Source organism: Roseibium aquae, assembly GCF_008711285.1.
Classification (GTDB): Bacteria; Pseudomonadota; Alphaproteobacteria; order Rhizobiales; family Stappiaceae; genus Roseibium; species Roseibium aquae.
The window spans coordinates 136,387-160,743 of sequence record NZ_VXDC01000004.1 but is presented as its reverse complement, the minus strand read 5'-3'; the positions used below and the strand labels follow the sequence as shown (position 1 = coordinate 160,743).

At 61.6% G+C, this 24,357-nt stretch carries 22 protein-coding genes; 4 read left to right on the top strand and 18 right to left on the bottom strand.

The window, feature by feature from the left end:
* Positions 1-86: 86 nt before the first annotated feature.
* The 15 genes from F0184_RS07930 to F0184_RS07860 form a co-directional block, all read right to left on the bottom strand.
* The gene (locus F0184_RS07930; protein ID WP_244299061.1) at positions 87-956 is read right to left on the bottom strand and encodes a patatin-like phospholipase family protein; all 870 of its coding nucleotides are present in this window, start codon (positions 954-956) and stop codon (positions 87-89) included.
* A gap of 159 nt (positions 957-1,115) precedes the next feature.
* The gene (uraD, locus tag F0184_RS07925; protein ID WP_150495639.1) at positions 1,116-1,628 is read right to left on the bottom strand and encodes a 2-oxo-4-hydroxy-4-carboxy-5-ureidoimidazoline decarboxylase; all 513 of its coding nucleotides are present in this window, start codon (positions 1,626-1,628) and stop codon (positions 1,116-1,118) included.
* 18 nt (positions 1,629-1,646) lie between these two features.
* The gene (locus tag F0184_RS07920) at positions 1,647-2,837 is read right to left on the bottom strand and encodes a urate hydroxylase PuuD (protein WP_150495638.1); all 1,191 of its coding nucleotides are present in this window, start codon (positions 2,835-2,837) and stop codon (positions 1,647-1,649) included.
* 128 nt (positions 2,838-2,965) lie between these two features.
* Positions 2,966-4,030 carry a BMP family ABC transporter substrate-binding protein gene (locus F0184_RS07915; protein ID WP_150495637.1) on the bottom strand — a complete coding sequence of 355 codons (1,065 nt, stop codon included), beginning with the start codon at positions 4,028-4,030 and terminating at the stop codon, positions 2,966-2,968.
* Between the two features lie 100 nt (positions 4,031-4,130).
* Entirely contained in the window at positions 4,131-5,045 is a 915-nt protein-coding gene (locus F0184_RS07910; protein ID WP_150495636.1) for an ABC transporter permease, read from the bottom strand.
* A complete protein-coding gene (locus F0184_RS07905; protein WP_150495635.1) occupies positions 5,038-6,132 on the bottom strand; it encodes an ABC transporter permease in 1,095 nt (364 codons plus the stop codon). Before F0184_RS07905 ends, F0184_RS07910 begins: the two co-directional genes overlap by 8 nt.
* Positions 6,132-7,697 (bottom strand): ABC transporter ATP-binding protein, encoded by a 1,566-nt coding sequence (locus F0184_RS07900; RefSeq protein WP_150495821.1) that lies wholly within the window; start codon positions 7,695-7,697, stop codon positions 6,132-6,134. The genes F0184_RS07905 and F0184_RS07900 overlap by 1 nt, the downstream gene beginning before the upstream one ends.
* Before the next feature lie 41 nt (positions 7,698-7,738).
* Complete coding sequence (gene xdhC, locus F0184_RS07895; RefSeq protein WP_150495634.1) at positions 7,739-8,734, bottom strand: xanthine dehydrogenase accessory protein XdhC; 996 nt, start codon at positions 8,732-8,734, stop codon at positions 7,739-7,741.
* On the bottom strand, positions 8,731-11,103 hold the full coding sequence (gene xdhB, locus F0184_RS07890) for a xanthine dehydrogenase molybdopterin binding subunit (protein ID WP_150495633.1): 2,373 nt from the start codon (positions 11,101-11,103) through the stop codon (positions 8,731-8,733). The genes xdhC and xdhB overlap by 4 nt, the downstream gene beginning before the upstream one ends.
* Entirely contained in the window at positions 11,087-12,565 is a 1,479-nt protein-coding gene (xdhA, locus tag F0184_RS07885) for a xanthine dehydrogenase small subunit (RefSeq protein WP_150495632.1), read from the bottom strand. The genes xdhB and xdhA overlap by 17 nt, the downstream gene beginning before the upstream one ends.
* Positions 12,566-12,568: 3 nt before the next feature.
* Positions 12,569-12,919, bottom strand: a complete 351-nt coding sequence (gene uraH / locus F0184_RS07880) for a hydroxyisourate hydrolase (RefSeq protein WP_150495631.1) — start codon at positions 12,917-12,919, stop codon at positions 12,569-12,571.
* A gap of 107 nt (positions 12,920-13,026) precedes the next feature.
* A complete protein-coding gene (locus F0184_RS07875) occupies positions 13,027-13,935 on the bottom strand; it encodes a LysR family transcriptional regulator (RefSeq protein WP_208998379.1) in 909 nt (302 codons plus the stop codon).
* Positions 13,936-13,991: 56 nt separating this feature from the next.
* Complete coding sequence (locus F0184_RS07870) at positions 13,992-14,972, bottom strand: quinone oxidoreductase family protein (protein ID WP_150495629.1); 981 nt, start codon at positions 14,970-14,972, stop codon at positions 13,992-13,994.
* 179 nt (positions 14,973-15,151) lie between these two features.
* The gene (locus F0184_RS07865; protein WP_150495628.1) at positions 15,152-15,868 is read right to left on the bottom strand and encodes a CDP-alcohol phosphatidyltransferase family protein; all 717 of its coding nucleotides are present in this window, start codon (positions 15,866-15,868) and stop codon (positions 15,152-15,154) included.
* Positions 15,869-16,053: 185 nt separating this feature from the next.
* Complete coding sequence (locus F0184_RS07860; RefSeq protein ID WP_208998378.1) at positions 16,054-16,989, bottom strand: DUF2182 domain-containing protein; 936 nt, start codon at positions 16,987-16,989, stop codon at positions 16,054-16,056.
* 199 nt (positions 16,990-17,188) lie between these two features.
* On the opposite strand from F0184_RS07860, the gene F0184_RS07855 reads away from it, so the two are divergent.
* Entirely contained in the window at positions 17,189-18,412 is a 1,224-nt protein-coding gene (locus F0184_RS07855) for a UbiH/UbiF family hydroxylase (RefSeq protein WP_150495627.1), read from the top strand.
* 96 nt (positions 18,413-18,508) lie between these two features.
* Here F0184_RS07855 and F0184_RS07850 read toward each other — a convergent pair whose 3' ends face one another.
* A complete protein-coding gene (locus tag F0184_RS07850; RefSeq protein ID WP_206668316.1) occupies positions 18,509-19,561 on the bottom strand; it encodes a CaiB/BaiF CoA transferase family protein in 1,053 nt (350 codons plus the stop codon).
* Positions 19,562-19,602: 41 nt separating this feature from the next.
* A complete protein-coding gene (locus tag F0184_RS07845; protein WP_150495625.1) occupies positions 19,603-20,556 on the bottom strand; it encodes an AEC family transporter in 954 nt (317 codons plus the stop codon).
* 233 nt (positions 20,557-20,789) lie between these two features.
* Here F0184_RS07845 and F0184_RS07840 point away from each other — a divergent pair, with 233 nt between their 5' ends.
* From F0184_RS07840 to hspQ, 3 genes are all read left to right on the top strand, one after another.
* A complete protein-coding gene (locus F0184_RS07840; RefSeq protein ID WP_208998377.1) occupies positions 20,790-21,674 on the top strand; it encodes a lysophospholipid acyltransferase family protein in 885 nt (294 codons plus the stop codon).
* 94 nt (positions 21,675-21,768) lie between these two features.
* Positions 21,769-22,809 (top strand): HpcH/HpaI aldolase/citrate lyase family protein, encoded by a 1,041-nt coding sequence (locus tag F0184_RS07835; protein ID WP_150495623.1) that lies wholly within the window; start codon positions 21,769-21,771, stop codon positions 22,807-22,809.
* Positions 22,810-22,912: 103 nt separating this feature from the next.
* Positions 22,913-23,236 (top strand): heat shock protein HspQ, encoded by a 324-nt coding sequence (gene hspQ, locus F0184_RS07830; RefSeq protein WP_150495622.1) that lies wholly within the window; start codon positions 22,913-22,915, stop codon positions 23,234-23,236.
* 328 nt (positions 23,237-23,564) lie between these two features.
* Here the strand turns inward: hspQ and F0184_RS07825 are convergent, their stop codons facing one another.
* Positions 23,565-24,170 carry an invasion associated locus B family protein gene (locus tag F0184_RS07825; protein WP_150495621.1) on the bottom strand — a complete coding sequence of 202 codons (606 nt, stop codon included), beginning with the start codon at positions 24,168-24,170 and terminating at the stop codon, positions 23,565-23,567.
* Positions 24,171-24,357: the final 187 nt, after the last annotated feature.

Here is a 24,357-nt window from a genome sequence, read left to right as displayed (position 1 = left end):
TGCGGATGCTCCCGGCTGAATCAGGCGGCAACCTTGCACACATTCCAAAAACCGTTCCGGTGCGAAAGTCTGTGTGTCAGGAAAGTTCAGCGGATATCCAGCAGGTTCGAAACCTGACGTTTATAAATCTCCTTGGAAGCGTCCGCAGCCGACAGGATCTCCTCGATCTTGAAAAAGTCCATCGTCTTGAAATGACCGATTGGCGGTTCGATCAGAAGGTCCGGGCGGGAGCAGGCCAATTTTGCGGCCACAAGCGAATGGAACGTGATGGAGATGGATCCGAGCCAGGTTTCGATACCACTTGGGAGGCCTTTGATCGTGGAAAAGTCGCTGCTGGTCACATCGACCGCAACCGTTCGCACCTCCTTGTCGGCAAACACGTCGAAGGGGGTGGGATTGACAAACCCGCCATCGATCAAGACCCGCCCCCCGATCACGACCGGCGTCAGGAGCATGGGCAGCGCCGACGAGGCTGCAATTGCCGGCAGCAAAGGACCGGATGACAGCACCGTTTCCGACTGGGTGTGAAAATCGGTGGCAACGACGTGCAGTGGGATGTCCAGGTCCTCGAAGGTTTCTGCCAGTCCTGCCGGGAAAACCGTTTCGAACAAGACAAGCGGATCAATGATTGAGGGGCGGCCAAAATCGAGCAATGACGCCCAGGTTCGGCCACCGGTCAAGAACAGCTTCTGGAAGAGCTGGCTCCTTCGTTTAAACAGTTCGACCGCGAAACGCCGGATCTCGCTTGCCGGCATCCCGCTGGAATAGAACCCGCCAAGGATAGCGCCCATCGAGGTTCCGGCGATGGCCGTTGGCCGGATGCCGAGTTCATCAATTGATTCCAGAACCGAAATATGAGCGAACGCCTTGGCGGCTCCGCCGCCGAGCGCGAGTTGAAACCCGCCGTTTCCCGGTTTCATCCCGGACTGGAAAGAGGACGTTTCTAAGGACGGCATGTGACCAGCACCAGCCCCAGAACCAGCCCCGGCGGCCGCCGGAGACGCGCCGGCAACCTTCGCTCCGGATAGAACATCGCGCCGCCCAATCATCGCCCGCCCATCGCCCGCCCCATCAACCGTTAGAGCACCGTTGCACTGCCGGATCTGCCGATGAACCTAAGCTCCCGTGATGCGGTCTTCCAGCCGGAACCGGAAAATGCGGGCAATCTGTTTCAAAGCGGTTTCGAATTCCGTTCCGCCGTCGTTTTCCAATCGCTGTTCGAAGGCCGTCAGGATCTGATCCTTGGTGGCGCCCTTGACCGCGAAAATAAAGGGAAAACCGAACTTTTCCTTGTAGCGGGTGTTGAGCGCGGTGAACTTGTCGAACTCTTCCTGCGTCAGGCTGTCGAGCCCGGCCCCGGCTTGTTCACGCCTGGAATCCTCGGCGAGTTCGCCGGCCAGCGCCGCCTTTCCCGCAAGATCCGGATGGGCCCGCACCAGCGCGATCTGGTCCTGTTCGGCCGCCATGTGCATGGCGGCTTCGAAAGCAGCGATCACGCCGTCGCGCGAGGCAAACGGACGGGCGGCGAAAGCCCGTTCCGCCACCCAGGGTGAATGTTCGGCCACATCGCTAAAGGCGGCGACGAAGGCCTGCTTGTCCCAGCCATTCACCGTTTCGATCGTATACATTCCCCTCCCCCGCGCCGTTCATTTTCGTTGCTGCGCCAACCAGAGACCCAGAGTATCCCGCTCCTCGCGTGTCATGCCGCTTTCATTTGCAAGCGGCATGGCATCCGACTGGACGGCCTGCGCCATGACCAGATCCGCATAGCGGCGAAGATCTTCCACCGTTTCAAGTTGAATATTCTTGGGCGCCTCGTCGAAGCCCTCATAAGTTGGAGTGGCCGCGTGACAGGTCGCGCAATGGGTCTGTGTGATGGCAACCACGGTCGCATCGGCGATCTGCGGGCCGCCGATGCTGGAAAAGTCGCGCGGAGCGGTCATCACGAGGGCAACCGCCAGACCGGTGGCGGCAGCCGGCAGGGTCCACCAGAACTTCCGGATACTGTCACCGGCATCGTGCCGGTTCAGGAAATGACGCACCATGCCGCCGATCACCAGAACAAGGGCCACCAGCAGCCAGGCCTGGGGGTGCCCGGTCAACATGGGATAATGGTTCGACACCATCATCAGGAGCACCGGCAAGGTCAGATAATTGTTGTGCACCGAACGCTGCTTGCCCATCGCTCCCAGTGCCGGATCGGGTGCCTCGCCTTTCAGAAGACTTGCGACGATCTTCTTCTGGTTCGGGATGATCACGCCGAAGACGTTGACCGCCATGATCGTTCCCATGAAGGCGCCCACATGGATCAACGCGCCCCTGCCGGAAAAGACATGGGTGTACATATAGGTGGCCGCCATGATCAGCAGGAACACGCAGATCGCGAGCAACCCCGTGTTCTGGCCGATCCTCGAACGGCACAACCGGTCATAGACGAGCCATCCCGCAGCCAGCGACAGAACCGATATTGCAATCGCATCGAGCGGACGCAGGTCCATTTTCGCGGGATCGATCAGATAGGCGCTGGCATTGAAGTAGTACATGACAATCAGCAGGGCGAAGCCCGTGACCCAGGTCAGATAGGCCTCCCACTTGTACCAGATCAGATCTTCGGGAAGCTCCCTGGGCGCGACCGTGTATTTTTCGACATGATAGAAGCCGCCGCCATGAACCTCCCAAGCGGTGCCGAACACACCTTCCTTCATTTTCTCGCGCTTTCTCAGCGAGAGATCGAGCGCGATGAAGTAGAAGGAAGTCCCGATCCAGGCGATCCCAACAACGAGATGGGCCCACCGGAACAGCAGGTTCAACCAATCCATTGCAAAGGCAAGGGTCATGCGCGCTCCGTCCAAGAAATGCGGATGAGGGGCGCACCGGCCGGGTCAAGCCCGTCTCCCGGCGCGCAAACAGGGTCAGGAACCGGGCCGCCGGAACCGCTGGGATGCGGCGGCGGCCCGAGACCGTTTTATTGCGGCAGCTTGTCGTCGATGCCTTTTACATACCAGTTCATCCCAAGAATCGCGCCGTCATCCAACCGGACACCATCTTCGGCGGCCACGGTGCCGTCCTGCTTGGTGATCGGGCCGGTGAAGGGCTCCCATCCATCGATGATCTTCTGTTCGGTTGCCTTGGCCATCGCAACGACATCCTCGGGCAGATTGGTGTATGGCGCCATCACCACGTGGCCTTCAGCCAGCCCTTCCCAGGAAGAATGGCTCTTCCAGGTCCCGTTCAACACTTCCTCGACCCGGTGGATGTAGTATGGACCCCATTCGTCAATGATCGAGGTGTATTGCGCATCCGGTGCGAAGGCGATCATGTCGGACGCTTGCCCGAACCCGTGAACGCCCCGCTCCTGGGCGACCTGAAGCGGCGCCGTGGAATCGGTGTGCTGGGAAATGACATCCGCGCCCTGGTCGATCAGGGCCTTCGCCGCGTCGGCTTCCTTGCCCGGATCGAACCAGGTGTTCACCCAGACAACCTTCACTTGGAAGTCCGGATTCACCGACTGGGCGCCCAGCATGAACGCGTTGATGCCCGACACGACTTCCGGAATGGGGAAAGAGGCGATGTAGCCGGCAACACCGGTCTTTGACTGCTTGGCGGCAATCTGACCGATGATGTAGCGGCCCTGATGGAACTTTGAGTTATAGGTCGCGACGTTTTCCGCGGTCTTGTATCCGGTCGCATGCTCGAACTTCACATCCGGATACTTTGCGGCGACCTTGATCGTCGGGTTCATGAACCCGAAGGAGGTGGTGAAAATGATGCCGCATCCGTCGCGGGCAAAGCGCTCGATCGCCCGCTCGGCGTCCGGGCCTTCCTTCACGCTTTCCAGATAGGCGGTTTCAACCCGATCGCCGAAATGTTCTTCGACGGAAAGACGGCCCTGATCATGCTGGTAGCTCCAGCCGAAGTCCCCAACGGGTCCGACATAGACGAAACAGGCCTTCAGGTCGGCGGCATTCGCGGCGGAGGCACCGGCCATCAGGGCCAGACCCGCGACAGCGGATTTCAGAACGTTTTTCATTACACGACTTCCCCTCTTGGTTGATCTATTTGCGGCGATCATGCTGTTTGCCAAAGCCCGGATCGCGGCGGGCCTGGCATGAACCGGCGGCTGGGAGGCCCTACCGGTCCGGTACGAACGGCTTGCCGAGGCAGGCCGGAGTGTTGACCAGCGTCAGTCTGCGATTTGCCGAAATCAAGACAAGCACCACGATGGTGGCAAGATACGGCAGACTGGACAGGAATTGGGACGGTATACCGAAACCTTGCGCCTGAGCGTGGAATGTCAGGACGGTCACGGCCCCGAAGAGGTAGGCGCCGGCAACCACACGCCAGGGCAGCCAGGAGGCGAAGACAACCAGGGCCAGGGCTATCCAGCCCCGTCCGGCCGTCATGTTCTCAACCCATTGCGGCGTATAGGCGAGCGACATGTAGGCCCCGGCCAGTCCGGCACAGGCCCCGCCAAACAGGATCGCCAGGAACCGCACTTTGATGACCGAATATCCAAGGGCATGCGCGGAGGCGTGATTGTCGCCAACCGAACGCAGCACCAGGCCCATGCGGGTGCGGAAGAGCATGTAGCTGACCCCGGCAACCAAAGCGAAGGCCACATAGACTAGGGCATCCTGCTGGAACACCACAGGCCCGATGAACGGGAGGTCCGAAAGAAACGGAATATGGAGTTCGGGCAATTTGAGACCGGGAACCCCGATAAAGGCCTCGCCGATCATGCCGGACAGCCCCAGTCCAAGGATGGTCAGCGCGAGGCCGCTTGCCACCTGGTTCGTCACCATGACCAGCACGAGGAACGCGAACAGGGCCGACATGGCCATCCCCGCTCCGATGGCTGCCACAACGCCCAGGCTTCCCGAGCCTGTTTGGTTGGCGACCGCGAAGCCGACAACGGCACCCATGATCATCATGCCTTCGACGCCGAGGTTGAGAACGCCCGACCGCTCGACGACCAGTTCGCCGATGGCGGCGATCAGCAGGGGCGTAGCCGCAGTGATGACTGTGAGAAGAACGGCCTCAAACATGTTCCGCCTCCCCGGCGATTGCCGCTGGACGCGCGCGGCTCAAACGGACCTGATAGAGAATGAGCGTATCGCATGCGAGCACATAGAAAAGCAGCAGCCCCTGGATCACGCTGGCAATCTTGTCCGACACTCCCATGGAGGCCTGCACGGCTTCCCCGCCAATATAGGACAGAGCCAGAATGAACCCCGCCACGAGGATCCCGACCGGATTCAACCGGCCCAGAAAAGCAACGATGATCGCGGTGAACCCGTACCCGGGAGAAATGCTCGGGAGGAGTTGGTTGAGTGATCCGGAGACTTCCATCGTTCCAGCCAGACCGGCCATCGCGCCAGCAAACGCGAAGGCAAAAAGCGTGAGCTTCTTGGCGGAAAATCCCGCGAAACTGCCCGCACGCGGGCTCTCGCCCATCACGCGGATCTCAAATCCCTTCATGGTCCTGGCGAGCACGATGGCCAGAACCACAACGACGATCAGGGCAATGGGGGCGGACAGGCTCATCCGTCCATCGCCGATGGCCGGCAGCGTTGCCGCATCTGAAAAGATCCGGGATTCGGGAAAATTGAAGCCGCCTGGATCGCGCCAGGGACCGCGCACTAGATAATCGAGCAGAAGGCCGGCGACATAGACCAGCATCAGACTTGTGAGGATCTCGTTGGTGTTGAAGCGCGTCTTAAGGATCGCGGGGATGAACGCCCAGGCTGCTCCACCGAGCGCCCCGAACAGCAGCATCAGCGGCAGGGTCGCCCCGTTTGCGAATTCAGGAAAAAGGATTGGCAGGAAGCAGCCGCAAATGGCGCCAAAAACAAACTGGCCTTCGGCGCCAATGTTCCAGTTGTTGGACAGGAAACAGACCGACAATCCACAGGCAATCAGGATGAGGGGGGTCGCCTTGACCACGATTTCCTGAAGCGACCAGGTGTCTGTCAGCGGCTCGATGAAAAACTTGTAGAGGCCGAGCGCCGGGTCCTTGCCGGTCACTATGAACAGCAGCGCTGCGGTGATCAAGGTGAGGCCGACCGCGATCAATGGCGACAGAAGCAGCATCGCCCGGCTTTGTTCCTTGCGTTTGACGAGTTCGATCCGCATCACGCCGCTCCCGCCTTTTCCGCATCACCCGCCATGAGCAGGCCGATGCGCTCGCGGGTCATGGTGCGGGCATCTTCGGCGCCGGACAGATGCCCGCGCGATATGACCGCAATGCGGTCAGCGATCTCGAAGATCTCATCAAGGTCCTGGCTGATCACCAGTACGGCGGATCCGGACCGTGCCAGATCGATCAAGGCCTGGCGGATCAAAGCGGCCGCGCCGGCGTCGACGCCCCAGGTCGGCTGATTGACGACGAGAATGCCCGGCTTGCGGTCGAGTTCCCGGCCAACCACGAATTTTTGCAGATTTCCGCCCGATAGCGAACGGGCCTCCGGATCATCATGCGACATGCGGACGTCATAGGTTTTCTTGATCCGCTGCTCGATGCCGACAGCCATCTTGCTGGAAAGAAAACCGGCACTCGACAAGCCATCGCCCGTGCCGTGGCGCGTCAGGATGACATTCTGGGACAGCTTCATGCCCGGCACGGCGCCGTGCCCGAGGCGTTCCTCGGGCACGAATGCCGCGTTCCTGCGCCGCCGCCAGGTGATGTCCCGGTTGCCGCACGGACCATCGTCCAGGCAGACCATGTCCGGCCCAACGCGCACTTCCCCGGAAACGGCATCGAACAGTTCGCCCTGGCCATTGCCGGCAACGCCCGCGATGGCAACCACCTCCCCCGCCCGGACATCCAGGTTGATGCCCCGCAATTCGGTGGCAAACGGGTTGGTAGCGGGGGAAGTCAGGTTTCTCAGGGCCAGACGGGTTCGGCCAATGGCGGGTTCGTGATCGGTGATCGAAACGCCCATGACCTCTGTTCCGACCATCATGCGCGCAAGCGAAGCGGCCGTCTCGCGGGTCGGATCGCATTCGCGAACCACCTTGCCGTGCCGAAGGATCGTGGCGTGATGGCAGATCCGCTGAACCTCTTCCAGACGATGGGAGATATACAGCACAGCACAGCCCTCGCTGGCCAGCCGTTGCAAAGTGAGGAACAGCCGGTCCGCCTCCTGGGGTGTCAGGACGGATGTGGGTTCATCCATGATGATGAGGCGCGGTTCTTGAAGCAGACAGCGGACGATCTCGATCCGTTGGCGAATACCGACCGGCAGATCCGCGACCACCGCGTCAGGGTCAAGCGGCAGGCCGTAGTCTTCGGACACCTCGCGGATGCGGGCCGCCAGTTTGCGCATGTTTCCAGGCTTGGGAAAGGCCAATGCGATGTTCTCGGCGACGGTCAGGGCCTCGAACAGGGAGAAATGCTGGAACACCATGCCGATGCCGAGCGCACGGGCTTCCGCCGGGCTTGTGATGGCGACCGTCCGCCCTTGCCACGAAATCGCCCCCCCATCCGGTTCCAGCGATCCGTAAAACATCTTGACGAGGGTGGATTTCCCGGCCCCGTTCTCGCCCAGAAGCGCATGGATCTCGCCGGTGTTGATCGCCAGATCGACACGGTCATTGGCCAGGATGTCACCAAAGCGCTTGGTCAAGCCACGCGCATCGAGCAGCGTGCCCGTTTCCGGTCTTTTCTGGGCGTGGGTGCGGTCTTCCTCGCCCGCCATCAACACCTCTGCCACCTGTTCACCCCCAAGGTTCTGCCGCTTTATTGACCATGTGTTATTTGTTGTGCAAGCCCTTTGCCAGCACCGGCCTGTTGATGAGCTGCTTCATCCCGCAAAAGAAGGTCTGCGGCGACCCCGGCCGCAATGGCGGCGGGCAGCTTCGACCGCACCGATGGAAGGCCGATGGGACAGACCATCGATGCCACGATCGCCTCAGGAATTCCTCTTTGTTTCAGTCTTTTGACGAAGCGCGCGCGTTTGGTTCGGCTGCCGATCACACCGCAATAGGCAAAGCGCTGCTGCGCCAGGGCTGCGGCCATGATGTCCTCGTCCTGGGCATGGGAATGGGTCATGGCCAAAATGAAGGCCGAAGCCGGCGCGTGCGCCAGCACCTCCGCAGGCCGGTCGACAAGCCGTTTTTGCGTGTTGGAAGGAACGGCAGAGGGAAACTGCTCCGCGCGGCTGTCGATCCAGGTCACCTGGAACGGCAAAGGCGCAAGGGCGAGGACCAGTGCCCTGCCGACATGGCCGGCACCAAACAAGAAGACCGGGCGGCGGTCCATTCCGAAACGCTCGCGCAGCCGTCCATGCCCATCCAACTCGAAGTCGGGGCTGTCCGGCGCCTCCTCGATGCTGCGGATGATAGGACCATGGTCCACGATCCGGGCGACGGTGGAAAACCGCCCGCCGGTCCGTTCAAACGCGGCGAGCTGGCGCGCGGTGTCGAGCGCGCCCGGGCCGAGCACTTCGATGGCGATATCCGTCCGCCCGCCGCAGCATTGGCCAAGGTCCGGTCCCAAAGACATGCGTTTGATGGTCAAGCCCGGCACCTTTTCGGCCAAACCCTCCCGGGCCCATTTTATCGCCTCGTATTCCAGGCTCCCGCCGCCAATCGTGCCGAAAAAGGCACCATCCTGCCGGACCACCATCCGGGCCCCGGCCTCACGCGGCGTCGAGCCTTCCGCGCGGGCCACTGTCACCAGGGCACAGCCCGCTCCCGTTTCCAGTGTCTCCGCGATATGGGCCCAGACGATCATGCCTGCACCGGTTCGTGCGATTGCGGCGCCTTGGCTCTCCGCATGCCTCTCACCGCCTTCATGATCGCTTCCGGCGTGGCGGGGGCGTTCAACTCGGGAATCATCCCGGGCTTGAGGCTGGCGACCGCATCGTTGATGGCGCAGAACACGGCATTCGCGAGCATCACGGGCGGTTCGCCGACCGCTTTCGAACGATAGATTGTGTCCTGCGGATTGCCGTTGCCCTCGTAAAGGGCGACGCGGAAGTCCGGCGGGATATCCGACGCCGTCGGGATCTTGTAGGTCGATGGCGCATGTGTCCGCAGCCGTCCAGCGTCGTCCCACCACAGTTCCTCCGTCGTAAGCCAGCCCATCCCCTGAACGAACCCGCCCTCGATCTGCCCAATATCGATGGCAGGATTGATGGAATGGCCAACGTCATGGAGAATATCGACCCGGTCCACGGTCATTTCACCGGTCATGGTGTCGATGGTGACTTCCGCGCACGCTCCGCCATAGGCGAAATAGAGGAACGGGCGGCCGGTTGCGCTCTCCCGCTCCCAGGTAATGCCCGGGGTCGCATAGAAACCGGCGTGGGACATCTGGATCCGCGCCATGTGCGCGGCCTTCGCCACTTCGGCAAGCGTCAGCACCTTCTCGCCGGCGAACACCTTGTTGGAGGCGAAATGGATCTGGTCTTCCGGCACCTGATGCTCGGTTGACAAGAATCCGATCAACCGGGCCTTGATCGCCTCTGCCGCGCGCTTGGCTGCCATCGCGTTGAGATCCGTTCCCGATGAAGCGGCCGTCGGGCCGGTGTTGGGCACCTTGGACGTGTTGGTCGCGGTGATGCGGATCCGGTCGAGGCCGACGCCGAATTCGTCGGCAACTACCTGGGCAACCTTCTGATAGAGCCCCTGCCCCATTTCGGTGCCGCCATGATTGAGCTGGATCGAGCCATCGGTATAGAGGTGAACCAACGCCCCGGCTTGATTCAAGTGCTTAAGTGTAAAAGAAATTCCGAACTTCACCGGGGTCAGGGCCAAGCCTTTCTTGAGCACCGGGCTCGCCGCATTGAAAGCCCGGACGCGCTCCCGCCGGTCCCAGTAACCGGAACTCTTCTCCAACTGGGCGATCAGGTCGTGCAAGACATGATGTTCTTCCACCGGCATGCCATAGGGCGTGAAATTCCGCTCAGCGTCATAGAAATTGATCTTGCGGACCTCCAGCGGATCCTTGCCGGTGGAAATCGCGATGGCATCAATCAGACGTTCGGCCGCCAGCATCCCTTGAGGGCCGCCAAAGCCGCGAAACGCGGTGTTGGACACGGTGTCGGTCTTCAGCCTCCGGCTGCGGATTGCCGCGTCCGGATAAAAGTAGCTGGAATCGGCATGGAACATGGTGCGGTCGTTCACGCCGAGCGACAGGTCTGCGGAATAGCCGCAGCGGGCCAGAAAATCGAGCTCGACGGCGCGGATCCGGCCTTCACCGTCATGTCCCACCTGCCACTCGACCCGGAAATCGTGCCGTTTGCCGGTCATGATCATGTCGTCATCACGGTCAAGCCTCAGCTTGCACGGCCGGCCGGTGTGAGCGGCGGCAATCGCCGCGATCGCCGCCCATTGGTTCGCCTGGCTCTCCTTGCCGCCAAAGCCGCCGCCCATGCGCCGCACTTCGGTGGTCACGAGCGCATCCGGCACGCCCAAGACCTTGGCAACCGTGTGCTGCACTTCCGTGGGATGCTGCGTGGACGAGTGGACAAACATGCCCCCGTCTTCCTGCGGCACGGCAAAGGCGGCTTGTCCCTCCAGATAAAAGTGTTCCTGGCCGCCGATATGCATGACGCCCGACAAGATGTGATCTGCCGCCGTCATTCCGGTTTCGGGCGACCCCCGGCGGAATTGATAGTCCGGCAGGACCGTGGTGTCGGCCGCCACAGCATCTTCGGGCGAGATGATGGCCGTGATCGGCTCGATCTCCACTGCTGCCAGCCGCGCGGCCCGGCGGGCGGCATCGCGGGTCTCGGCGACGACGGCGAAAACGACCTGTCCGAAAAACTGGATTTCGCCATCGGCGAAGACCGGATCATCGCCGAGAGCTGGCGAACAGTCATTGATGCCTGGAACATCGGCGGCGGTCAGAACCGCAACCACGCCGTCTACGGCCCTTGCCTTGTCGAGATCGAGGTTCAGGATCTTTCCACGCACGGCGTTTCGGGCCCAACCCGGAGCGACATGCAGCATTCCAACCGGTTCGACCACATCGTCGACATAAGCCGCCGTCCCGGTCACGTGTTTCTGGGCGCTGTCATGCGCAAGGGGCTTGCGCACTTGAGCCAGTGTCGCGGCCGCAGCGGGCTGTCCCTTGCGTGGATCAAGCGGCGCGGTCATCGGCGGCCTCCCTGTGATCAAGCACGTTCAAGCCCGCCGGATCCGAACCGCTGGCCTCCATCAACGCCTTGGCGAGCAAGGCGCGCGCCGTTTCCATCCGGTATTCGGAAGATGCCCGCATATCCGTCAAGGGCTTGAAGTCGGACACCAGCGCCTTCATCGCCGTTCCCCAGCTTGCCGGGTTGTCGAGCACCGCCCCGATCAACGCGGTCTCGGCGCCTTTGGCGCGCATGGGTGTGCCCGCCATCCCGCCATAGGCGATCCGGGCGTCGGTGATCGTCCCGCTGACGACGGTGAACCGGAACGCGCCCATGACCGAGGAGATGTCCTGATCGAACCGCTTCGAGATCTTGAAACAGCGGAAAATCTGATTTGCATCGGGACGGGGCACGAACACGCCAGTAACGAATTCATCCGGTTTGCGGTCCTGTTTGCCGTATTCCAAGAAAAAGTCCTCAAGCGGCAAGGTCCGTTCATTGTCCTTCGACTGCAGTTCCAATGTGGCTCCAAGCGCGATCAGGGCGGGCGGGGTATCGCCAATCGGCGACCCGTTGGCGATGTTGCCGCCAATCGTGCCGGACGCCCGCACCTGCTTCGACCCGATCCGGCGCCAGAGTTCGCCAAGGGCAGGTGACAATCCCGCCATCGCCGCTTCACTGTCGGCATAGGTGGCCGTGGCTCCCATCAGCACACCTGCAGGGCTTTCCTCCACCCGGTCCAGTCCCGCGATGCGTCCCAGCCAGATGATTTTCGGCAGATCGGCCAGATGCTTGGTGACCCAGAGCCCGACATCTGTCGCTCCCGCAACCAGCGTTGCATCCGGGTTGGCCGCATAAAGAGACGCAAGCCCGTCGACCGTGGCGGGCGATGCGAAAAACCCGTCACGATTGATGTAGATGTCACGGCTGTCCATGATCGCGCGAAGTTTGTCGCGCGTTTCGTTCGCCCGCCAGGCGAAAGCATCGCCGGCGGCCTCGAAGCAGGCATTGAGCGCAGCGTCGACAATCGGACGATAGCCCGTGCAGCGGCACAGATTTCCGGCAAGCCAATCGCACACCGTCTTGCGGCTCTTCTCCTCCCCCTCCGCGTGGTAGAGCGTAAACAGCGTCATGATGAAACCGGGTGTGCAGAAGCCGCATTGCGACCCGTGCAGATCCACCATGGCCTGTTGCACGGGATGCAGACGCCCATCGGCGGCCAGATCTTCCACTGTTACCAGTTCGGCGCCGTCGATCATGCCGAGCAACTGGATGCAGCTGTTGATCGGCCGGTACACCATCCTGCCATTGACAAGGCGGCCGAGCGCGACCGTGCAGGCACCGCAATCGCCCTCCCCGCACCCTTCCTTGGTTCCGGTCAGACGGCACCGCAAACGCAAATAATCGAGAACGGTTTCCGTCGGGCGCACATCGGAAAGCTCGATGACTTCGCCGCCTTTTAAGAACCGGATCGTCTCGCGCATTCCTCAGCTCCCGCGATAGGTGGAATAGCCAAACGGCGAGAGCAGAAGCGGCACATGATAGTGGCCACCGGCCTCCGCAATGCCGAACCGGATCGGAATGATGTCGAGAAACAGGGGATCGGGCAATGTCTGTCCGGAGGTTTTCAAATAATCGCCGGCATGGAACCGCAGTTCATACTGGCCGACATCGAACGCATCGCCATCAAGGATCGGCCCATCGATCCGGCCGTCGGCATTTGTGACATGGGTCGCAAGATGAACGGGATCGCCGTCCACCGACCACAGCTCGATGGTCAAGCCTTCCGCTGGACACCCCAGCGCCGTGTCCAGTACATGCGTCGTCAAACGCCCCATCTTGGTCCTACTCCCTCAAGACCGGCCGTGCGCTCACGGCCCGCCACAGAACTGTCATGAAAAGGTGCCGCAAATTGTCGCGCTACCATAGCGCTCATTTGCGCTCGTTATGATGCCTTTTCGGCATCAAGGGAAGGAAGATGATCCTTCAAAGCGGCCACCGCATGATTGAAAAACATGCCAGGGGCCAGAGCCAGAGCCCGCAGGGAGGATGTCACCACGCAGAGCCGGTCGTTCTGGAGCGGATGGTCCGTGAGCGGCCGGAAAACCAGACGTCCGTCCGCGATATCCTGTTCCATGCCGATCCGTGTCTGGAAACCGATCACATGCTCCTGACGGGCGAGCGCGCGCATGAATTTCAGCGAATTGGATTCCACATAGGTTTTCGATGCGCCGGGGATCGTCCGGCGCACGGCATCGATGCGGGTGCGAAGGGAAAGGCCTTCGGCCGGCAGGACCACCGGATATTTCAGGCAGTCCGCAAGAGTGAGCGTGTCGCGCACCGACAAGGGGTGATTGGGTGCCATCAGCGCGCCGATCACCAGATCCTGATGAAAGGCCACGGTGAGGGCGGACGTCTCGGGCGGATCGAAGGTGAAACCGACATCCGCCTCGCCCGCCTCCACGAGGCGTGCCGCCTCTAGGGATGACGTTACAACAACCTTCAGGTAGATGCCCGGGAAAGACTTCCGGAAGCTGCCGACAACGGAGGGCAGCAACAGTTCGGATACGCTTTCGACCGTCGCCACATTGACGGTGCCCCGCCGCAGTCCTTTCAACGCATCCAGTTCCGCCATCGTTCCATCGAAGTCGGAATAGGTCCGCCGGACATGGGCGAGCAAAACCTCCCCGGCTTGAGACAGCCGAAGCCGCCGCCCAACCCTTTCGAACAGTTGCAAGCCCAAGGCATCCTCCAGCCAGAGGATTTGCCGGTTCACGGCGGAAGACGCGACATTCAAAGCCCGGGAGGCGGCGCGGATCGAGCCGCATTCCGCCACCATCGCGAAGTAACGCATGGCGGGCGCATAAAGATTACGCGCCCGCTCAGGACCCGTGACAGTGCCGCGCTGGCTCATTCGGGGAGAAAAACCGTGGTGCCGGTCGTCTTGCGCCCTTCGAGATCGGCGTGGGCGGTACGGGCATCCGACAGCTTGTATTCCTGGTTCATATCGATCCGGACCTTGCCGGAGGCGACCACGTCGAACAGATCTCCCGCTGTCATCTCGAGATCCGAGCGCGAGGCGATGTGATTGAACAGGGTCGGCCGCGTGGCGAAAAGCGACCCCTTGGGGCCGAGAAGCGCCAGATTGAAATCGGTGATCGGGCCGGATGACTGGCCAAAGCTCACCCAAAGGCCACGCGGTCTAAGACAATCCAGGCTGCCGGGATAGGTGTCCTTGCCGACCGAATCATAGACGACATCGCACAAGCGGCCGTTGGTGATCTCCTTCACCCGCTCGACAAAATTCTCGGTCCGGTAGTTGATGACATGGGTATAGCCATTTGCCTTGGCCAAAGCCGCCTTTTCCTCCGACCCGACCGTGCCGATCACTGTCGCACCCAGATGCGCCGCCCATTGTCCGGCAATCAGACCGACACCGCCGGCGGCCGCATGAAACAGCAGAACGGTTTCGCCGGTCACCGGATAAGTCCGCCGGAGAAGATATTGCGCGGTCATTCCTTTCAGCATCATGCCCGCGGCGGTCTTGTCATCAATACCGTCCGGGACCTTGACGAGACGGTCCGCCGGCAAAACCCGCTCCTGCGCATAGGCGCCCAGAGGACCCACATAGGCCACCCGGTCCCCGGCCTTGATATGGTCCACGCCCTCCCCCACGGCTTCCACAACGCCCGAACCCTCGTTTCCGGGAATCAACGGCAAGCCGTTCGGCGCCGGATAGAGGCCTGAACGGAAATAGGTGTCGATAAAATTCAGACCGATCGCGGTATGTCTGATCCGCGCCTCGCCGGCACCGGGTTCCCCGACCTCTATCTCTTCCCAGGTCAGGACCTCCGGACCGCCGGTTTGATGCACGCGAATGGCATGGGTCATGAATTGCCTCTCCTTGACCAAAACTATACCCAGTTGGCACGATGCCGGCCGGGATCAGGGCGAGACCTTAGGAGCCGGACCCGGAGAGGGCAAGAAGGGGCGCGGCCCAAAAATATCGGTCTGCTCACCAAGCGCGAAGCATCCGGGAAAACGTCGGCTGCGCCTTGCCGGCGGTCGGTCTAACCGTAACGCTCAAGAAGCTGGTGCACCGCCGACACGGAAAACAGGTAAAGGCTCGTGGCCACAAAGAAGGCCTCCAGGGCATCGGGCAGTACCATCCCGTTGCCGACGGCATAGGCTGCCAGCCCGAGCCAAACGAACGTGACCGGTAACGTCACCGTCCGCCACCGTTTCACGCGGACAGGATGCACGAACCGGACCGGCATGAAGGTGAGAACGCAGCACAGGCCGACAAAGACGATGGTGAAGGTTTGGGATGGGGACAGGACCAGAAGTCCGAACACAACCATGTTCCAGCCGGCGGGGAAGCCCTTGAAGGATCCGTCGGGGGTCTTCATTCCATTATCGGCGAAATAAAGCGCTCCAGTGAACACGATCAGCCCCCCGCAGATCCAGTTCCAGGGCTGGTCGAGCATGCCGCTTGCGGACAAGGCAAATGCGGGCAGGAACACGTAGGTCGCGTAGTCGATCACGAAATCCAGTGACGCCCCGGACCATCGCGGCAAGCGCTCCGCAATCCTGAAACGCCGCGCCAGCGGACCATCGATCCCGTCGACGACAAGAGCGAGCCCCAGCCATGCGAACATCTCGCCCCAATTCCCCCTGGATCCGGCCAGCAGGGCAATCAGTGCGATCGGCGCACCGGATGCTGTCAGAAGATGGATCAGGAACAGGGCCGGTTCGCGGCGGTCTTTCTCCGGGGTGATATCGGTCACGGTGCATCCATTAAGGCTGATAGTCTTGAGCCCGTCCGCCTGGCTGCAGGCAGGTTGCGCAAGTGCAGGGTGTTCCCGTGCGCGCCAAACGACCTCACGGGCAGCATTTCATTTTTGTGACGCAAAGAACAGGGCGTTGCGGTCAATTGTTGTAGAAAGAGGATCAGGGGTCCGGTCGAAGCCGTTTACGGCTGGACAATCAAAAGAACCAGGGCGCCGCCCCAACCGAGCATCAAGGCGCCGATCGCCGGCGCGAGCCATTTGGTCGGAAATGCTTTCTCCGCGGCCATCAAAATGCCCAGCACCGCGATCCAGATCACATTCATCAGCCCGACTGCGAACATCACTGTCATCACCGCCCAGCAACATCCAAGACAGACAAGCCCCTGGGCCAAGCCCTCCTTGAAATCGAGGCGCAGGGTTCGCTGATCCGTTGTCAGGTTGATAAAGTTCCAGCGCGGATACCAGCAGCGCTCAAGGCAGGCCTGCTTGGCCGCGGTAAACTGGTAGGCCCCGGCCAGCAACAGGACGCAGGCCGCCAAGGACATATGCGCCGGAGCCATCATCTGGTCGAGTGCCCCGATCATGGTGAGACCCCATTGAAGGCCGGTCGCCACCACCGCGTAGCCGGTCCACACGCCGAGATACCCGAGCGCCACCGCCCCTGTGGAAACGGCGCTTGGCCGACCCCTCACGGCGGCACGGCGATGATAGGCCCGCAGCATGGGAATGGCGCCGGGCAGCATCATCGCCAGCGCCATCATCAGCCACATCATGAACACCTTCAGGAGATCGAATGCGGTCCACAGACCGGAGGGCATTCCGAACGTGGCGGCCGAGGTCGGCAGACAAATGGCCGCGAGCGCGGCCCGTGCTTCCGGCGGCAAGCCGGCAAATTGGTTGAACGCGTTGAAGATCACCATGCCCGGGCCGGCATCGGTCATATCCATCACGGGCACCATGTCGGCGACCATGGCCCCAAGATAGGCCCAGCCGGCAAATGTCAGCCCCAAAATGCAGACCAGAACAGCAAGCCAGGTCCCGTCCCTCGCCCCATGGCGCGGTCCGCGTGTTTCGGATGGACGCCCGTTTTGCGCTTCCGCAAACCCCATTTTACTCATTCAGCAGACCTCGGAATCCCGACTATCAGCGCAAATTACCTTGTTCCCACCACTAGGGCTTTGATATTTCTCATGGAGGTTTCCGGCAGTCGCAGTACCAGACTGCGGCAAACGGCCCCTTTTCGCAAAGATGCCGGGCATTGCCATTCGGATCTTTCGCCCCATTCTCGGAGGGCGGGTCAACTCAATGGATAGCCAAATGAACGCAGATACGCCCACATTGCCGGATCATGACGTCGTTGTCGTTGGCGGAGGTCCGTCCGGGCTGACCGCCGCCCTGTTGTTTGCCTATGAAGGCTTGTCCACCGCCCTGATCGCGCCCGAAGTCAACCGGACGGATGGACGGACAACGGCCCTGTTGCAGGATTCGATCAGCTTGCTTGACAAGCTTGGGGTCTGGGCTGACCTCAAAGAAAAGGCCGCCCCCCTGGCCCGGATGCGGATGATCGACGATACGGGCCGGCTGTTCCGGGCACCGGAAGTCACCTTCGACAGCACCGAACTGGGCCTAGAAGCATTTGGCTACAACATCGGCAACGCGGACCTGAACGGCGCTCTGGCCGACCGGGCGGAAAACACGGACAACCTGACCGTCGTGACCGGACATGCGGCGGGATTCGCTTTTTCCGCCGATGGTGTTGAGATTTCCACCGATCAAGGCGGTCATGTCACGGCGCGTTTGGCGGTGGCGGCCGATGGACGAAATTCCAAGCTGCGGGAGGCGGCGGGCATCGAGGTGCGCACCTGGTCCTACCCGCAAGTCGCGATGGTGCTCAACCTGGAGCACGAGCGCCCGCATCATGACATCTCCACCGAATTCCATCGCAAGACCGGCCCGTTCACCCTGGTCCCGCTTCCGGGCAAGCGTTCCTCGCTGGTGTGCGTGGAAACGGCGGAAGGCGCGCTTCGGCTCGGGGAGATGTCCGACGGCGACCTCGCCCTTGAACTGGAGCGCCGGGCCCATTCCATCCTCGGCAAGTTCACCATCGCCACGCGGCGGCAGATGTATCCGCTTTCGGGCCTAAATGCCCGGTCCCTCGCTGGCACCCGGGTCGCCCTGATCGGCGAAACGGCCCATGTCTTTCCACCCATCGGAGCACAGGGGCTGAACCTGTCCATGCGCGATGTGGCGACGCTTGTGGACATGGCCGCGAAGGCCCGGCGGGCCGGGCGCGATGTCGGCGGAGGCGAGGTTCTGGAAGCCTACGAACGCAAGCGCCGCGCCGATATTCTGACGCGGACAAGCGCGGTGGACGCGCTGAACCGGTCGCTGCTGAGCGATCTGCTGCCGTTCCAGCTGGCGCGAAGCGCGGGTCTCTACATGGCCGACAAGGTACCGTTCCTGCGCAGGATTTTAATGCGCGAAGGTATGGCGCCGGGCCTGCGCCGCGGCGATTTGCGGCAGGTCAGCGGCCGGGCGTGACATCCGCGACCGGGATCCTGTTGCCCAAAAGCCGGCCGGCCTCCGGCAAAAGGCCAACGTTCCCTCGGCTCGCGCTTGCAGGCCGGACGGGCGGCCTCATCCGCGGAACGCCCGATCGACCGGCAGCACAATCTGCTCCATCGCCGTATCCCCTGGTGAGATCGTACGCGAGAAAAGCCAGCGGTCCACGAAATGCGGATCCGCGCGCGCCTCGTGGACCTGCCGGACCACGCACACACAGCAATCGGCCGCCTCCAGCATGGGCCCCCAGTCGTCCGACGAACGGGATGCGATGATCCCGGCAACGGCCGCAGCCGTCGCACCGGGATCCTTTCGATCGTCACGCAAAGCGTCAGGCAGGCCGATCACATCGCAAAAGGCCCACCAGAATTTGTCTTCCAGGGCTGCGACGGCGATCTGGCGGTCATCTGAGGCGGGGTATAGCCGATAACGCGGTGAGCCTCCGGTCAAAAGACCGGTCCCGTGTTCATCGACCGGAACCCGGGCAATTCTCTGCGCCTGCGCGAACAGGCCAAAGGTGAACATGGCGTCGCTCATGGCAACGTCCAAATGACATCCCCTGCCCGTCTTCTGCCGTTGCAGCACGGCAAGCAAGATGTTCATCACGGCGGGAAACGATCCGCCGCCGATATCTGCGATCTGCGCCGGGGGAAGCGCCGGGTGAGCCGCTGTACCGCAAGATTGCGCGAGCAGTCCGGTCAGCGCCTGGTAGTTCAGATCGTGGCCGGCGGCGCCGGCGCGCGGCCCGGTCTGGCCATACCCGCTGATCGAACAGTAGATCAGGCCCGGCTGGCGAGCGCTGAGAGTTTCATAGTCTAAACCCAGCCGGGCCATGACACCCGGCCGGAACTGTTCCAGCAGAACATCAGCGCCGGCAATCAGCAGGTCCAGCCTTCTCCGGTCCTCGGATGTCTTGAGATCGAGGGTGACGATCTGCTTGCCGGCATTGAGTTGCGCGAACAGCACGGATTGTCCATCGACGAAGGGAGGAAAGCGGCGCATGTCCTCGCCCCCGGGCCGCTCCACCTTGATCACCCTCGCCCCCGCTTCCGCCAGCATCAAGCTGGCCAGCGGGCCGGGCAGCAAGGTTGTGAAATCCAGAACCGTCAAACCCTCAAGCGGCTGCAATCCGTCCTCCTCCCCTTGCCCATCAGCGCCCCTGACACGCATCATGACAGGCGCAGAAATCCACTGGATATCGCCCATATGAAGCCAGTCACCGTCACGACGGAGACGACTGTTCCGATCAGAACGAAGCTGGACGCGCGCTGAACATAGACATTGTATTGCTGCGCGATCACGAAGACGTTGGTCGCCGGCGGCAGACAGGCCATCAGCACCGCTGTGGCCACCCAGATCGGGTCGATGCCGCCGATCCACAGCAACAACAGATAGATCAGAACCGGATGGACGAGGAGCTTCACCACGAGGACCGCTGGCAATTCGATCGGAAACCGGCCGGCCGGCCGAAGCGCAACCCCCACCCCCATGGCGAACAAGGCGCTCGGCGCGGCCGCGTTGCTCAGATACTCCAGCATCGTATCAATCGCCTGCGGCGGCTGGACCTTCAACGCGGCTGCCGTGACACCGGCAATCGTTGCCAGAATGAAGGGATGGCTCAGCACCCGCCAGGCGATCCGGCCAAGGGTCCGCGACAATCGTTCCTTTTCGGTGCCGGCCATGGTCATCATCAACGGCGCGAGGATGAAGATGAGCATGTTGTCAAAACACAGAATCAAGGCGGTCGGAACGGTGGCCTCCGGCCCCAGCACCGCCAGCGTCAGGCCCGGTCCCATATAGCCGACATTCGAATAGGCGCCAGCGATCCCGAGGATCGTGGATTCGGGAATGCTGCCGCGGGTCGCCAAAACCCCGATGCAGAAGGCGATCGCGAACACGCAATAGGTGGCGAAGGTTGTCGCCGCGATATAGGCAAGGTTCGTCAGTTCCTCGATCGGTGTTTGCGACAAAAGGCGGAAAAACAACGCCGGAAGGGCGACATAAATGATGAAGAAATTCATCCAGGCCAAACCGCTCTCCGGCAGCTTGGCGATTTTTCCTGCGAGAAACCCCAAGAAAATCAGTCCGAAAAAGGGAAAAGCGAGCGAAATGACGTCTTGCATGAACGGGTCCGACGGAAGCCTTTGGCCGGGCCAACGGTGTGGAGAACCAGCGGCTCGTCCTCCAACGCTTGCATCCCGGCAGGAGCTTGGGTACTGACGCGTAACCCGTCAGACCATGCCGGTCAATCTAGCGAGGCTCCGTTGCGGTACGCCTCTTCAAAATGTCTCGCCCGCGCGGCCTCCGGCGCCCGGGCCACCCGCCGAGCTCGATTTCGATGTCCAGGACATCCGCCGTGTCCCTCCCGACCCGTCTTCTCCACCGCATGGAAGCGATCGCTCTGCGGCTCGCCGTCGGCTTGTTCCGTCTGATCCCTGTCGATTTGGCCGCGTCGATCATGGGGTTCTTGTGGCGCACCATCGCGCCCTTCACCCACCGCCACAAGCGGGCCCTGGCCCATCTCGAAACGGCCTATCCAGAGCTGACCGGCACAGAGCGCGAGACAATCGCACGGGGCATGTGGGACAATCTGGGGCGGGTCGCGGCCGAAACATTCTTCATCGACCGTCTGCTCAAGGACGGAAAACGCTTCGAGCCGGTTGCCGACGAAGCCACCCGGCGGGTGTTGAACGGTGAAACGGGCGCGATTTTCGTGTCTTTGCACACCGGAAACTGGGAATTGTGCGTCCAGCCGGCGGCCGCAAACGGCGTTGAGATCGCGGGGGTGTATCAAGCCCTGAAGAACCCGATCGCCGACGAAATGCTCCGCGACATGCGCCACAGCCTTTATGCCGGCGGCCTGCATTCCAAGGGACATCAGACCGCCCGCAAGCTGATCAGCATCCTGAGAAAGGGCGGCGTCGTTGCGATCATGGGCGATTTGCGCGAAACCAGAGGCTTGAAGGTTCCGTTTTTCGGACGCCCCGCTTTTGCCAATCCCGTGCCCGTGTCGCTCGCCCGCAGCTGCGGCGTTCCGATCATCCTCGGCCGGACCGTGCGCAAATCCGGTTCAACCTTCAAGATCGAGGGGCGCGGATACCAGGTTCCCGTCACACACGACCGGCAGGCGGATATCGAGAAAGGCACCGCGGACATCCATGCGATCTTCGAGGATTGGATCCGCGAGCACCCCGAACAATGGATGTGGATCCACCGCAAATGGGCGAAGGCGAACGGGTGAACCGCTCCTTCGCCTTTCGGGGAATGGTTGCACCGCACACCAGCCGCTATAGCTTGAGGCCAGTGTTGTCGAAGTCCACAATCCAGGTGCCTCAATGAAAAGCCCCCGTTCCTTTTATTTGCCGCTCGCCATCGGCGCGCCCGCGCCGTTCCGCGAGAATCCGGTCCGGCTTGAACGCATGATCCATTTCGTGCCCCCGCATTTGGAAAAGATGCGCGCGAAAGTGCCGGATCTGGTGGCGAAGGTGGATGTCATTCTCGGCAATCTGGAGGATGCCATCCCCTCCGATGCCAAGGAGGCCGCGCGCCGCGGCTTCATCGCGATGGCCAAGGATACGGAATTCGGCGAAACCGGGTTGTGGACCCGGGTGAACTGCCTCAACAGCCCCTGGTTCCTTGAGGATATTCTGGAGATCGTCCCCGCTGTGGGACACAAGCTGGATGTCATCATGCTTCCCAAGGTGGAGGGCCCTTGGGATATCCACTATCTCGACCAGCTGTTGGCCCAACTCGAGGCGAAACACGCGATCGCCCGGCCGATCCAGATCCACGCTATCCTGGAAACGGCGGAAGGCGTCAAGAATGTGGAGGCAATCGCTGCGGCCTCGCCGCGCATGCACGGCATGAGCCTTGGCCCGGCCGATCTTGCCGCCTCGCGCGGCATGAAAACGACCCGCGTGGGCGGTGGGCATCCGCACTACATGGTTCTCAGCGACCCTGCGGAAGGCCAGCAGCGCACCGCTCATCAGCAGGACCTGTGGCACTACACCGTGGCCAAGATGGTCGATGCCTGCCTATCGTACGGCCTGAAGCCGTTTTACGGCCCGTTCGGTGACTTCTCGGACCCGCAGGCCTGCGAGAGCCAGTTCCGGAACGCTTTCCTGATGGGCTGTCTGGGCGCATGGTCCTTGCATCCGAGCCAGATCGACATCGCGAAACGCGTGTTCAGCCCGGACCCGCAAGAGGTTGCGTTCGCGCTGAAGATCCTGGAGGCGATGCCCGACGGCACGGGCGCGGTGATGATCGATGGGAAGATGCAGGACGATGCGACCTGGAAACAGGCCAAGGTGATTGTCGATCTTGCAACCCAAGTTGCCTCCAAGGACCCGGATCTCGCGCAAGTTTACGGTCTTTAGACGGTCGCTTGCTAGACTGGGGATGTTGGGGGAGATTGGAAAACTTGCAAGCCTGCGGAGAGCACGGTATGTGGGCGAGGAAGCGTTGAACGGAAGTCAGACCATGCGTACGGCAAAATTTAGTATCGGTCAGGTCGTACGGCACCGGATATATCCTTTCCGGGGCGTCATTTTCGATGTCGATCCCACCTTTTCCAACACCGAGGAATGGTGGGAGGCGATCCCGGAAGATGTCCGGCCGGTCCGTGACCAGCCTTTTTACCATCTGCTGGCGGAAAATGAAGAGACAGAATATGTCGCTTATGTCAGCGAGCAAAACCTCGTTCCCGACATGACGGGCGAACCCATTCGCCATCCGCAGGTCGACGAGATCTTCGAGGAGCAGTCGGACGGCTCTTACCTGCCGCGCAGCGTCGACATGCATTAGGCTTGACTTGCCGCCGGATGCGGTTTGGCGTGAAATTACACCGACGGAACGGGCGGTGGTGTTGATTGCTGCCGACTTGAAGTTTTCATAAGCCGGACTGAACGGTCTTTCCGGGGCAAAACACCGGTTGGCTACCGGTCGGTAGGCGAAACTGAGCGATCAGCTCCTGCTCCGGACATCCACGATGTCGAGGACTGATATCGGGAAGACCCATGGCCGTATCCGCAGCCCAACCTACCCATTCGATAGGTCAAGCATCCGTCCAAGCGAAAGTGCCGGCGGATGGCCCGCCGGCTTCGGCCCTGCATGTCGCACCCTATAGAAGAGCCTACTGGCTTTCTTTTTGAGCGTCGATGAGCTTCTGGCGGGCTTCATCGGCCCGGCGCTGGAGTTCGGACTGAAGCTGCTGCTGCTTCTGTTCCAGTTCCGCGACATCCATCGGCTCGCCGTCATAGACCTTGGTGAAGCCGATCAGGGTCAATTCGAGCGGAACCGCCTTCGCCTGCTGGTTCAAGGCGGTCACAATAAGCTTGCCCCCCTGTTTCATGGACTGGATGAACGAATCCTCGATCACCAGCTCCGAATAACAGGCATTGGGGAAACAGATGCCATATTTGGCCTGGGCTGGCTGGCCGCTGTCGACCTGCACCCGCAAGCCCGGCTGGATCAGCATCCCTGTCGGCACGGCGATCAACAACGTCTTGCGCGCTTCGCCCTCGATTTCGCGAATTGCAACCGAGCTCAGAAACTGACCGGTGTTCGTGCGCAATTCCTGAGTGATCAGGCAAACCTGCTTGTTGGCCTGGGGATCCTGGTTGCAGACCTTGACCCACGGCGACTCCTGCTCCTGGGCATGTGCACCGCTAACCGCCGAGGAGATCGCCAGCGCCCCAAGAGCGCAGCCCATCAATCCTCTGGTGAAAACTTTCAGCATTTGAAACACCCTCAATCACGCGACCGCTGACATTGCGCTGTTCTGCTGCATCCGGAAACCGACTTCAAGGCCGCAGACGCCCAGAACCCTCAACTCTCAGTGTATTGTGTGAATTGCGGCCAGAGGGTGACGAATATGCAACGCACGTTTCAAGAAGAGTTTTGCATATCCCGCGAAATGCGCGCGC